Genomic DNA, 14725 nt, shown 5'->3' with positions numbered 1-14725 from the left:
ATATCTTCAGGAACTACCGTCACTGTAACAGTACCCGTCTGACAGTTCGCAGGATCGCTCGTATCACATACCGTGTACGTGAACACATCCGTACCCGTGAAGCCCGCATCCGGTGTATAGGTCACCGTGCCGTCTGAATTTATTGTCACTGTGCCGTTATCAGGCTCTTCTGTTATCGTTAAGCTTGCTGGATTCAGATCCGTACCCACATTGCCTGATTCATCATTGCTTAGTACATCGATCTTAACCGGTGTATCCTCTTTCGCTGTAGCAATGTCTGGATTCACCACCGGTGCATTGTCGTCCGCCATCGGATCCAATACCGTGATCTGCAATGGTGACAATGGACAATCTTCCGTCTCTCCCGGTCCACATACTGGTACCATATAAGTATAAACCCCTGGTTCGGTCGCAGTGAACGCATACGTTCCATCAGCGTTCATCGTAAGCGTCGCACCGGCTGGATTGTCCGTTTGTGGTTGTGGTGTACCATAAGTCGTACCCGCTGGTACCTCATCATTCGTACTCACATCACCTGTCACCGGTACATTGATATCCGTCACGTTGAAGTCTACTGGTAATGGACAACCAAGACCATTATCTGCAAATATAAATGGACAAGAATCTTCTCCATTAAGCACACCATCACCATCACAATCCAAAGCTTTCCAAGCAGCGGAAGTTTTGTTCATATCAAAATCATCCATAGAGAAATCACATGGATCTATTGGACTTGTTCCAGCCGCAATTTCTTCTCCATTGGTTACACCATCACCATCACAATCCAAAGCTTTCCAAGCTGCGGAAGTTTTACTGATATCGAAGTCCTCCATAGAGAAATCACATGGATCTAAAAGATTTGTCCCAGCTGCTAATTCGTCACCATTATTGATACCATCGCCATCACAATCTGCTGCAAGCCACTCAGCACTTGGTTCCACTTGATTAGCAGGGTCAAACGAACATGGATTATTAGGATCTGTTCCATCCAATATTTCCTGGAAATCTGGAACTCCATCTCCATCTGAATCTTTAATCGTTACCTTGATATTCAAGGAAGCAGAATCCACCCCTCCAAAACCATCTGTTACGGTATAGGTAACGGTCGGAATATCCCCATTAAAACCTGGAACTGGTACAAATGTATATGTTCCATCTGCCTGTAAGGTGAACTCACCTACCTCTGGGATCTCTACAATTCTACCCGCTGAGTAAGTAATTCCATTTAAAGTAAAGCTGACTACTTCAAGGACGTCGTTTACATCATCATCTTTGTCATTAGAAAGCACATTCCCTTGAGCTGGAGTCTGATCATCTGTTGTAGCCACATCATTATTGGCTACTGGAAGCTGATTGAACTCTGATACCACAATATTCAAATTGGCAGAGCTTGTATCCTCACCATCAGAAACCGTATAGGTCACTGGAGGTACAGGACCAGTGTAGCCTGCTTCCGGAGTGAACGTGAAGGTGCCATCAGACTCCACAGTCAATGTACCCACACCTGTAATGGTAACAGTACCTGGGGTACTAGCACTCACAGGATAAATCACACCATTAACTTCAAACTGTATTACTGTAAGGTCTTCTTTATTATTATCAACATCCGAATCATTCGTCAGCACATTCCCGCTTACCGGCTCATCCCTACGTGTAGTCACGTTGTCATCGACAGCGATAGGTGCGTCATTGACTGGAGTCACGGTAATGTTCAGGTCAGCATTAGCAGTATTCCCCTCACCATCAGTGATGGTGTAGGTAATTGCAGGGACTGTTCCATTCCAGTTTGCATCCGGCTTGAACTCATAGGTTCCATCCTCATTTACCTTGACAATACCTACTCCTGGAATCACCGCATCTACTCCCACCGGATAAGTATATTCTTTACCCTCAACAGTAAAGTTGATTTGGGTGATTTTTAGTTGTAAATTAGGGAATAGTGGATCTACAGCATCATTATCAAGTAAATTACAGTTGCCTGTAGTACATGTCAAAATTGAGTCTTCTGTAAGAGTCGCTGTATCATCTGCTGCTATTGGTGCTTCTGGAACCGGTTCGACAAAAATATCCAACTTAGCTGTAGTCGTTGCTGAGCCATCCGAAATCGTATAGGTTATAGTAGGTACTTGACCTTGTCTGAATTCAGGATCTGGTACGAAGGTAAAACTACCATCAGCATTTATCGTAATGGTACCAATCCCTTCAAGAGATTCTGTACCTCCTGTACTCGGATCTATTGTTACAGTTTTACCATCTACCACAAACTGAGTCACTGTCAGAAGATCACCGTCAACATCTGTATCATTGGTGAGTACATTTCCTATGGCATTGGTTCCTTCAGTCGTACCGACAATATCGTCAGCAGCTAAAGGTGCATCATTCACAGGATCTACAGTAATGTTTAAAGTTGCGGTGTCTTTACCTCCATTTACATCTACAACCGTGTAAGTCACTGGAGGTACCGGGCCATTATAGTTGAGCGCAGGGGTAAATTCAAAGCTGCCGTTTTCATTAATTTTAATTACACCCACACCCGGAATATCCACAGTAGTGCCGGCATTGTAGGTCACCCCATCAAGGGTAAAGTCAGTGATTTTAACAGGATCACCATCAGGATCAGTGGCTCCACCATTAGATAATAGATTACCTGTTAGTGCTGTATCTTCATTTACATTTAAGTTTTGGTCATTAGCTACCGGAGGTTGGTTCAGCTTAGTTACTGTAATGCTCAAGGTTCCTATATCCGTTCCGCCTTCAGAATCTTCCATTTGGTAGATAACCGTAGGCACTTTTCCAGAGAATCCAACTAATGGATCAAACTCAAATGTACCATTCGCATTCAGTGTCAAGGTCCCTACATTAGGAATTACATACGCCTCTCCCAAGACAAATGGACCAGGAAGCGGATCTCCATTAGAATCCAGAATTTCGAATGTTTTCACAGATAGTGTACCTTCAGAACCCTCACGCTTGGAGTCATTGGTAAGGATATTACCTTCTGCATTTTCACCTTGAGGTGTAGTCACGATATCATCAATAGCCTCAGGTAGCCCATCCACAGACAACTTTACCGCATCAGAGAAATAATTATCGCAGACAAAATCGAGTTGGCTCACGCTCAATCTGAACCTGTATCCATTCATGTCTCCATTAATTCCAATTACTTTAAGCTCCTTAGTAGAGGCACCTTCATAAGTTGAACTATTGGTGACATTACTCCAGGTCGCTCCTCCATTGGTACTGATCTGCCATTGGTAAATTGGCGTAGAAGAAGCCTCAGAATCATCCACTACTGCAGTGAAAGTAGCCGTCTGCCCATCTCCAAAGACTTTGACATCTTCAGGCTGGGAAGTGATTGTACTTCCTTTACCCACAGTGATAGCAAAATTATAAGTGTAGGTATCTCTGTAGCTCCCGCTTTCAGGGCTTGTTTCCAAGTAATCCGCAAAGCCATTGTCTCCGTAAGGTCCTGCTACAACTCCATCTGAAGAAACACTATATCCAAGAGATTGCGCTAATTTAGCTGTACCCGCTTCTACAGCATCTGGACAACCATCGCCATCAGAATCTAGATCTAAATAATTCGGAATGCCATCACCATCGGTATCTACAAAATTTCCTAAGCAGATTTTCAATTCTACATCATCAATCACAAAGTCATTCCCATTACCAGGATTACCGAAACTGACTAGCTCCAGAGTCATGGTAGTTGTAGTCGCCACAAAGATCAACTCGTATTGTTTCCAATTGAGTTCAGTAGTACTTCCATTGACAATTGGACCCGTTCTTACGGAAGAAGTAATTGCTCCACTGCTATTTTTTACCTGAAATTGTAAGTCAGGCCTTATTGTTCCTCCTGGAAAAATATCAGCTATCCAAGCTGAGAACTTGTAAGACTTTCCTGGTACTAAATTGGAGGCAGGTTTTCTGAAAGCAACCTGACCAGGATTAGAACCATTAATTAAAAGCATTCCTCCATTTTTCTCCAAACTGTCTTTGGTAGAATAATCACTTGCGTTCAACCAATTGTATCCTCCTAATTTGGCATTCGAAACAATAGCATACTGCCCATCTTGTACAAATCTATCTCCATCAGACCAGGCCCAAGGATAACCAGGAACTACATCAACTCCTAATGCAGGACCATCTCCTTCGCCCAAACGTAAGATTTCTGTGTATTGCGTTCCTGCAAATCCTGTCATATCTGGATTCACTCCCACTATACCAAAATCTTCCTTAAACAAGGTAAGGAAATTGTCACATCCTGGGGATTCTACTGAATCAAGTACGCCATCATTGTCAGAGTCCAAATCTTCAATATCTGGCACACCGTCACCATCTGTATCCAAACAACGGGTTACGTTTTTATTTACTGCAAAGTAATAAGTATAATCACCTTTATATATACCGCTTTCTGCCACTGTTTCTACTCCATCACCAAATCCATTAGGCCCATAAGGTCCTGGGACAATGGTGTCTGTAAGATTGTTTACAGTCTTGGCCTCTACTGCATCAGGACAACCATCACCATCAGAATCCAAATCCAGGTGATTGGGTTGACCATCACCATCAGTATCAACCATACACTGTCCTATTTTAGGATAATTAGATGGATTGTACACGTTTGTATTCACGTCAAAGTACAGTTCAGTCGCTATACCTGATTGAATATTGCCAGCTGCTGCTCCTACGATTCGGTAGAATTTGTAAGCATCAGGATTGGTATTCAGTGTCAACTTATTTGAATTTGTCAAAATCACACTCCCATTAGCAGTGAAATTAGTCGCATTCGTCGGGTTGACAGCGGAAGTCAACAAATCTGTCCAAGTCGCAAAATCGTTGGAGCCTTGAACCATCACCGAACCTGTAACATTTGCAAAAATATTGGTTGCAGATGCTTTCTTGATGTAGATAGCATCCAATTGTACAGGTCTGCTAAAGTCAAACAAGAAAATTGTCTTGCTTAACTGCGCCTGTGCTGAGCTAGTCATAAACTGGATAGCATCGTCTACCTGATTATTATCCAACAGGTTAGCAAAATTGATATTCGGATCCAAGGTAGTCAAATCAGAACTTACTTGGAGCATGCTACGCTTGTCTGTCCCATTCCAATCCGCAGGAGTTAGGAAGCAGCTTGGTGATTCGATATGGTCGAGTATACCATCATTGTCATCATCAATATCAATAAGATCAGGTATACCATCTCCATCAAAATCCTCACAACCATCAATTTGATCATTCAAGGCATACAGGTATGAATAATTACCTTTATAAATACCACTTTCAGGTGCTGTTTCTAAATAATCCATAAATCCATTGGCTCCTACTTCTCCTTGTAAAGGAACTGTAGTGCCAACAGGAATTACTCCTGCCTCAACTCCATCGTTACAGCCATCATTATCAGAGTCCGGATCCAAACTGTTTGGAATACCATCACCATCATGATCACAGGGACCGTTTTCGTTGGCTAAAATACCTAACCTTAAAATTTGAAAAGCATAATTTTCTCCCCAAATACCATGCATCATCAATGACCTGTAAGTATAGCGCATCACAAATGGCTTGTCTACCGTAGCAATTTGTGAATATTGTACATTGATAAACTGCTTGTTTGTAGAAGGAGAAAGTCCAGTCCTAAAACTCGTGGTAATAGGCATATTAGAAGAAAGGGTCTGTCCTACTTTATACTTTTCCTTCATGTAATAAGGTTGTGGAATACCTACGATGGTACCATCTCCAGCAGCTCCCGCATCTATTTTTAAAGAACGCGAATTGAACCAATAGCCACCATTACCTCCTTCTGTTCCTAAAACATCTAGATCTAACGCAGCAATTCCAGGTGCCGGCTGAATACTAAACTCAAGAATTATATCGGAAGTATTGTTTCTTACAAACTCTATAAAACCCCCATTCACCGAATTGTCTTTCGGGTTCACCGTTATAAATTCGTTTGGAGCAGCTGTTAGTCCAAATTTTGCCAAATCTAAATTTTGAACAGCTGTAATGGCCACAGTACCTATAAATTGACCTGTATTGGCGATAAGCTTATAAGTAGCCTTGCGCGTAGATATTTCATCAGGAACCCAAGTATAAGAACTGATTACTGGAGCAGAAGGACATTCCACTTCGTCCAAAATCCCATCATTGTCATCATCAATATCTATTTGATCAGGAATACCATCATTATCTGTATCTATACAACCTGCTAATCGGCTATTCAAAAAGTCCATGGAAAGGTCGTAATTTGTTTTTGCTAAAGGCGTGTCATCTGTTTTAACCAAAGCAGAAAGGCCATTTACTCCATAAGGACCTGCCAAGGTAGCACTTGTCAAGGAGCTGTATTTTAAACTTTTTGACTCCACTGCATCAAAACAACCATCCCCATCTGAGTCTGTATCGATAGCATTTGGTAATCCGTCTCCATCCGAATCTGTTTGCCTAGAACACAAATTGACTGCGATTCCAAAAGACTCTTCACCAAAGTTGGTTACACCAGTAAAACTGGCATTAAATACAAAGTCACGAGTTAGGTAATTAATTGGAATTACAATGTACCATTTAGATTGTGCTACAGTATAAGCATCACGAGTAACAATAGTTCCTCCTGAAACAATCCCCTGCCCATCAACGTGCGAACTCAATTGATTTTCAGGATCTATTACGATCCCTCCAATTGGAATACTCCAATTCACCACGATACTTTGTTGCGCATTAGATACTGCACTGTTCAAATTTCCATTTAGTGAAGGTCCAAATCGGAACTCAGAGATACTAGAACTATTCGGAGAAACAGTAGCCCTTAAATTGTAATTTGTGTTCGCATCATTTACTAAATAACTTGCAGAATTTCGTTCAGAACTGAAATTAGTCAAGGTGTTTAAGCTCCCGAATTGGAAATTACCTCTGGCTCTAAAATCACCATTGCTGAATGACCCCCCAGCTCCCATGGCAACCCCAGTAGGAATGGAATAACTATTGATATACATGGATTCTCCACACAGGTACTCATCTATATCAAGAATACCATCGTTATCATCATCAATATCATCCCTGTCAGGAATACCGTCCCCGTCAGAATCCGCACAAGCAGAAACTTGAGAATATGCCAAATAATTTGTTTGGGGATAATTTACTTCTGCATTTTGTGTGTCATTGGTTTGTAAGGAATTCATAAGACCATTGTTTCCAACTGGACCTTGAAAAAAGAGAAGACTCTTATCAGAGGTAGCATTGGCTTCAAATGCATCTGGACAACCATCACCATCTGAATCAGTGTCCAAATGATTCGGAATGCCATCGTTGTCAAAATCTTCAACGAAACACAAATCTGCCGCTATACCCCAACCTTGTTTAAACGGCGCAGTTAGAGCAGTATTAAAGAAATGGTTAACCCTCAAATCAAACTCTTGTTCTGTACCTCCTCCTTCAAATATTATTCTCCAAGTAGAGTTAGCAACAGATAAATTCGTTCTTGTCTTGATTGACATTCCCGGAGTCAATATCGCACCGTCCAATTGTTCAAGCTGATTGTTTGGATCATGAACTCTTGCTGTGAAGGAAGGATTCCAGTCTAAAGTCAATGTTTGAATTCCCACAGAAGCAGCAGCAGCAATAGCATTTGAAGGAACTTGCGGACCAAATCTAAAGGCATTTAGAATTGAAGGTTCAGAAGGCGTAATAACAAAATTACTGGTATAATAAATCGCACTTGTTTCTATCTGATAATGAAGACCACCTTGCGCAATATCAATCCAGGTGCTGTTATTTAAAGCAGAACCCACATTAAAAAAGTTGATTTTATAATCTGCGTAAGCTTGTCCCTTATAAAAGTTACCTTCAAACTGTCTGTAACCCAATAGCCCAGAAGTAATTTGAGGAACAGAAGAAAAAGCCAAACCACAATCCATTTCATCCCTATCTAAAATCCCATCATTGTCGTCATCGATATCAATGTCGTCAAATACCCCATCTCCATCACTATCTAAACAACCTTTAACAAAGAACGACCTTGCTTTACCATAAGTCGAAACAAACTTATTGGTAGCATTAAAACGATCATTGCTCGCAGAAGTACTTACCCAGCCATTTGCACCTAAATCCGAAGTAAATGTTGATTGACTTGCTACGGCTGTTGCTCCTCCTTCAAAACTGTCAAAGCAACCATCCCCATCAGAATCCAAGTCAAGGTGATTCGGAACTCCATCAAGGTCATCGTCTAATAGACGCGTGGAATAAATATTGATACCAAAAAACTCATTGTTAATTACAGTAGCTCCATTATTAGGTGTTACTGTTGCCTTAAAGTTAAAAGGTTTTTCAGTATCTCTGGTATAAAAAGTTACTTTCCAAGAGGCGTAGTTCCTAATGGTAATAACAGGAGTTACGTTTAAAACTGCCCCAGGATAAATAACATCCCCAGTGCTATGTGAACTTATTTGATTGAATGGATCATCGACCACAGCATATACGCCGTCCAAGGAGTTCCAATCCATACGAATCAATACGGGGTCATTTGTACCCCCTCCTAAGCCTCCAAAATGTTTTGGTAAGTTCAAACCAAATTCTACCAAATTTATTTTAGGAAGCGTCTGAGTTTGTTCCCCTTCTAGCGGTGTAATGGTGTAATCCATTGTATAAGGCTGATTGGTGGTACTGTTATTAAATACAGCGTGATGCAATCCTTCCCCACCAAAAGCAGCCGCATTTAAGGAACCTGTACCGGTCAAGGCCATGGTAACACCAAAAGTATCAGGTCCTGCATGAGCTTTGGCGGTAAGAATTTGTGTTGAAGTATTTACACTTTCTACCGCGAATAAGGGACGGCGTCCGTCCATTTCCTCAACGTCCGAAATACCATCATTGTCGTCATCCAAATCGTCAATATCTAAAATACCATCTCCATCTGAATCTCTATCCACTTTTTTCAGAGCAATAGTAAACAGCGCTCCATCTGGTAAGTTGATATCTGCAGTCCACATTGAATTTGTTCCTTGATTTGATAGAGACATCTGAATAAAAGTAGCATCAAGCCAATTTCCATCGCCATTAGGATCTATAGCTAGATAGGGAACCTCCTCCCCTATAATATCTTTATTTATCAGTGACAAATTGGATAAGGCTGTTGAGTTGCTATTGCCAAATGCAGGAACTTCAATCCTCGTTTTTTCTGTAAGTCCAGCTGTCTGTGCCTTCCACTTTCTAGCCATTAAAAAGTGGGTTTTATTTTCAGCAAAAGAAAAGTTAAAATCAATGTTTTGATTGTTGTCTCCAATCATCAAATAACTTTCATCGACCGATAAATCATTGCCAGAATCAGAGGAATTGCCCTCGTAATTGATGATTTCATTGTTTCCAATAAAAAGAAACTGTTGGTTGATCAAATCATCTATAGGTTTGGATTGCCTTTGATGTAGGCCCTGAATATCTGATCGATATATTCCAATTACTCGGTTATGATAAATGGAATTAGTAGTTCTATTCCAAAGCACGGTACCGTTTGGAGCAATATAATTTTGATTGATGGTAATCCCGTATTTGATGGCCAAGTAGGTATTGACCTTTTGGCGATCTGCCAAAGCCAGAACCCGATCGTACAAGATGACCTCCGGCATAAACCCGTTCCAAATGACTCCTGCCACCGCTCCTACATGTACATTGGGCAATGAGCCTAAGGTAGATCCAGAAAAATTAGCAGTATTTGTGGCCGTAACTGCTACCACATTACCGTTTCTGTTGATCCCCCAACTCCCTGCTCTAGAAAAGGTATTGTACAGAGACCAATGATTGGAGTTGAAAGCATGTTGAATAGAAGTAACCCCGGTTTTTCCATCGAATGAACTTATTGTGGCTGTGGTAGGGAGAAAACCCAAGCGATCGGTCGTACCAAAACCATCGAAAATGTTGGCATCGGACCAGGTCCAAAGACTATTTCGAGCACCCGAACCATAATCCCAAGGAAAACCATGGACTGTTGTGGTACTGCTTCCCTTTACCATACCAAAAACATCCCCTTGCGTAAATGATCCTGAGAAATTCATGGGATCACCATTCAAACGTCCTCTAAAAAAACCTCCTGTAAAATTAATTTGGGGATTAAAGTTGATGCCATTCTCCACCCAAAGCAATTTATCATTGATAAATCCTGCAATATCTCTGCTAAACGGAGAAGCGTCTAGCCAAGATAGTGGATTATTGGTAGCATTAACAGGAACAGCATAATCGGCTTTTAACCAATGACTCAAACCTGCGCCTACTCCTCCTGGAGATTCGATAAAGGTTACCAAACTGAAAAAATCACCATCTTTTAAATCTACATTGACAGCAACCTCATTGCCTTCTTGAATCAAAGGAATCAATGTGTTATTGTTATCAGTAAAATTGTTGTCAGGGCTTACTATTAAAAAAACCTTTCGTCCAATAGCACCAGGGATAAAATTTGGGGTACCTGAAAGAGAGGTATGAAATTGTAGTTTTACAGAACCTATATTACCAGTTTCTTGTGCCTTCCATACAGTTGAAAGTATATAGTTATTGTTTGATAAGTTATTATTAAAAACCCATGTTGGCTGTGTCTGAGCTGAACCATTGTCTCCAATAATCAAAAAACTTTTGTCTGTAGCAATATCGTTTCCAACTTCAGCACTGTTTCTAAAAGGATCAATGATATTATTGTTTCCCATGACAAAAAGCCTTGCAGCATTATTGGATCTTGATTGTCGCTGATGAAAGTCCGAAGCATCATCCCGACCGATCGCCGTAATGCGAAAGTGAAAGTCCGAATTGCTTGTTGCGTTCCAAAGAATTCGACTATCTGAATCCAAATAATCTTTATTTGTAGACAATCCAGTAGCAGAATTGGCGTAGGACATCGTGTATCCATACTTCATATTAAGGTAGGACATGATTCTCTGCTTCTCATTATCAGAAAGAATTCTATTAAAATGGAAAAATTCTGATATATTCCCTTGAAACGCTCTCGTATCATTCGAAGTGAAACCAAAATCCTTGGATTGACGACCAATACTCATTGGTCCAAGGGTGGTCTGATGCGTTGCGCCAGCGGTAACATTGGAAGCACTTAAACTCGTTAGATTAATGCTACGCTGCTGACCGCCAGATCCAAACATTCTAGCCCAAGAATTTCCAGTAGTACCAAAAACAATGTCAAAAGAGACAGGAACAGAACCTGTAGCACCTCCCGCTAAAAATGCAGGAGTAATCCCTGGGGTGTAAGAATGGATTCCTTGACTACCAAAAGCAAACCCATAGCCAGTTGTGGCAAAGTTTCCAAAATCAAATAAAAATTGGGTAGTTTTCGTCGCAGGGGTTACAGCAGGTTGGACATTGGCATATATTGAGACTCCTCCTTTTTCCGAAGGAGTAAAAATATAATCGTTTCCAAAATTAAAACCTCCTAACCCATCAAAAGAAACTACTGGGTTAAAGTTGATATTTGAAACCCCATTATTAAGGTAGTTTTGAGTACCGCTACTTGAGGAGGCAATATTGGTTCGCTTTCCCGATTGATCTTGCCAAGTGGTGATCAGCGAACCGTCTATTTGAGAACTTGTACCTTTATCAGCTCGAAGCCAGATTTCCAGGTCTGTTTTGACACCACCGGGGCCAAAATTCTGCCCTTTGGCCGTGTGGCTGATTACAAACAAGTAAAGAACACTATACAGCATGATCTTTGAGAATTTACTCTGCTTCATGCGCTCTAATGAGAAATCCATAAAAGATTTGAAAAACATATTATTATAATTGATTATTTTATTATTCACAGTCCTAGACCCGTTACTGAATGAAAAAGGAAAAAATGAAGCCCTATCCTTTCTGTTGGACCGATGAATATTCATAGTCTTCTCAGATCGATCATTCCCCACCTCAGGGTGTTTGCCATCTTCTTTAAAATTGCCAAGTAAAATTTTATTCATAGATTTAATGTAAAGGGTAACTGATTCCATTTATTTCCGTCGCGAGTTTAAAAGCAACTAGCAAACAGGTTTGTGATTGACGGCCGAAAATTATATCTAAAACAAGGTGGAATCTTTCCTAAAAAATGATCTCCATTCTTAAAAAATGAAAAGAGTATATAACAACATGTTTAGGTAATAAGAATGAGTTAAAAGCATAGTATTTAAAAAGGGTGAAAAATTCATTTCATTTAACTTTTGAATCATTTTAATTTAGCATCCTTTATAAAATGAATCTTTGAAGAAGTTAAAGAAAAATCAAAAATTATTAACTTTAAGAAACAAGTAAATGTGGCTTTTCAATAATTTAGGAATGAAAATCATTTTATAGGAATAGATAACAGTGCAACTTTGTATAATTCGATTTAAATACAAAAAATGATATGGAAGAATCTCAATAGGTTTATTAATGTTCTTGCAAGACAACACAGTCATATTTCATCATTAGAAAATCGAGGTATAGCTAATCCTGATTTTTTATTTCTTTACTGGCATCATGCTGTATATCCTTATATAATTTTATGATTATTCGCTACTTTGCCAGTAGGGTTGAATTGAAGCAATACTCAACCTGTCAAATAGTCTTTCACCAAAATATCTTCTGTTGAGTTTATAGCAAAACTCGTCAAGATAATTCTGAAGCTTTTTTTCAGATACCATTTTGTATTGTGTGAGACTACTTTTAAGATTACTTATTGCTGTATGAGCTCATTTGAGGTTGAATTTACCTTATTTTTGAACTGGAGATTTCCTTCACATGGAGGTCAATGAAATCTTCAAAATTTGAAAAGATGGTACTTTCATCTGTCTGTAGCACAGCATTTGGATCAATTGGACTCTTGATTTGTTTCTTAGCAGCTATCGCCTTTAAACTATCTATCTTCTTCATTTTAAAGTATCTACAGCTTTTTTTAAGCTCTCCATTTGTAAAATCCTCCAAAACAGTTGACTCAGCCATTACTGCAACTATTGCCTTTTGCTGGGTCCCTCTTCCTCTTTTAGATTTCTTCTTCTTTGATGATGTGGCTTTTGTTACTTAAGCTTCATCATACTCTATCATGTCTTCGAGCCTGTACTCATCGTCTCATTTGCCCATAGCCACTCTTATCTTATGACATAAGTCAAAAACTGTCTGATTACGAGTAAAACCCATCTGACGTTGAAGTTCTAGGGCACTGAAACCTTGCTTGGTTGCACTGATTAAAGTAATTGCTTACAACCAGTCCTAAGGAAAAGATTACTATTTTCCATCACTGTACCACTTTTAAGACTGGTTCTGAAACAACGCCGTTTGCATTGAAAGATGTTTTTGAATGAAGCCAGTAATGATCAATACCCTTACATTTCTTGCAGATATCGCCTTCTTTAATCCGCTTGGACTTGAAATATTCTGTGCATGATTTTTCATCAGGGAACCTATCGTTAAACTTTAAAAATTCATGGTCATAACCTTTTGTTTTAATCACAGGTAATATATCTAATCACTACCAATCAAATTATTGTCACTGGATGTCAATATTAAATTTGGCTATTGGCATCATTCCGTATTTAAATACTTCATACATAATATACGAATCAACAGTGCACAGCCTTATGACAGCAGTTGATTGAAGCGATCTTTATACAATAATATCAATGGTTACTGGTAAGAAAAAGAATATTTTTATATAGTTTTTTGATTATACGCAATGAAAACAGTATTTTTAATTAACATAAAAAATAGTGGAGATTGACTTTTTAATGCTTCGACACGTATTGTCAAATTTTGTCACGTGCATTCAAGCGGATACACATAAAATAATTTAAGAATAAAAGTCCTTTTTAAAAGATTTTGCAAAGGAGAAATAAACTTTTACCAAATGCAACTTATGAGAATATAAAGGCCTTTATCTTCTCAGGAAATTGAAAATTCGAACCATGTAGGAGTAAATGGTATTTTTGGTTCAATAAAAAGGAGAAGATTTTTTAATCTAATTATACTACCCATAAGATTCTTTTATTGAAATTAAAACTCTAAACATTCTTTATTCTTTTCTCTGATCTCTAGGATATATTGCTGTACGGTCATCCCTGTTTTAGCTTTGAAATGCCTTTCAAATGGAGTTCTGGATTTAAACCCAGAATACTTATAGTAATAGCCAGGTCTTTCAAAAATGATGGTTTTGTCCAACAAGGATTTCAATAAATCTATCCTAATTGCATTAATAAATTCTTTTAGATGCATCCCTGTCTCTTTTTTAATCAAAGCAATCAATTCATCTTCTTCAGCACCAAGTTTCTCTGCCAACAACAAGCTATCCAAATCTGGATTTTTAAACCAATTACCTTCTGCTATTTTAAATTTGATTTCTTCTAATGTTAGATTCATTGTAATACATGTTTAAATGAAGACAAACCCTTTCTAAGGAAAGAGCCTGTCTGATAGTGTTTAAGACTATCTACATATTCAACATGATTCTGATAATCTTTTTTTTAACTAACAACTAGTTTATATGTAAGCCACAAACTAAAACTCCGCTATTCCTTCATACATTTATTTCAGTAGGTCTGCAAAATTTACCTTCCCTACCTTCCCTACCTTCCATACAGCAGGAAGCTTATCTACATCTGACCTATCCACTTTCAACTTCAATACAGATCTTCTGTTCTGCTGATGCTGCTCCTCAGTACAGTCAACCCCATCAGGACAAGATGTGACCAATTTGGTCTCACTGTACCAGCTTAAGCCCATTCTATCACTTGATATCCCTTTA

At 39.2% G+C, this 14725-nt stretch carries 3 protein-coding genes and 1 pseudogene; all 4 read right to left on the bottom strand.

Features of this window, described 5'->3' with window-relative positions; all coding sequences use genetic code 11:
* Positions 1 to 11933, bottom strand: an 11933-nt coding sequence (locus IEV57_RS18980) for a cadherin-like domain-containing protein (protein ID WP_188444618.1), incomplete at its 3' end; no start/stop codon positions are given.
* A 564-nt stretch (positions 11934 to 12497) separates the two neighbouring features.
* A pseudogene (locus IEV57_RS18975) lies at positions 12498 to 13435 on the bottom strand (IS1595 family transposase).
* Positions 13436 to 13977: 542 nt separating this feature from the next.
* The gene (locus tag IEV57_RS18970) at positions 13978 to 14340 is read right to left on the bottom strand and encodes a helix-turn-helix domain-containing protein (protein ID WP_188444617.1); all 363 of its coding nucleotides are present in this window, start codon (positions 14338 to 14340) and stop codon (positions 13978 to 13980) included.
* A gap of 165 nt (positions 14341 to 14505) precedes the next feature.
* The coding region (locus IEV57_RS18965) for a hypothetical protein (protein WP_188444616.1) at positions 14506 to 14725 on the bottom strand (220 nt) is incomplete at its 5' end.

This window comes from Belliella aquatica, from assembly GCF_014637795.1.
In the GTDB taxonomy this organism is placed as follows: domain Bacteria; phylum Bacteroidota; class Bacteroidia; order Cytophagales; family Cyclobacteriaceae; genus Belliella; species Belliella aquatica.
Note: the sequence above shows the minus strand (reverse complement) of the source record. Positions and strands in the feature narration are given on the sequence as shown.

Bases quoted from the DNA above. Each gene is read 5' to 3' on its own strand.
- IEV57_RS18970 (WP_188444617.1), bottom strand. From the start codon at position 14,340: ATGAATCTAACATTAGAAGAAATCAAATTTAAAATAGCAGAAGGTAAT.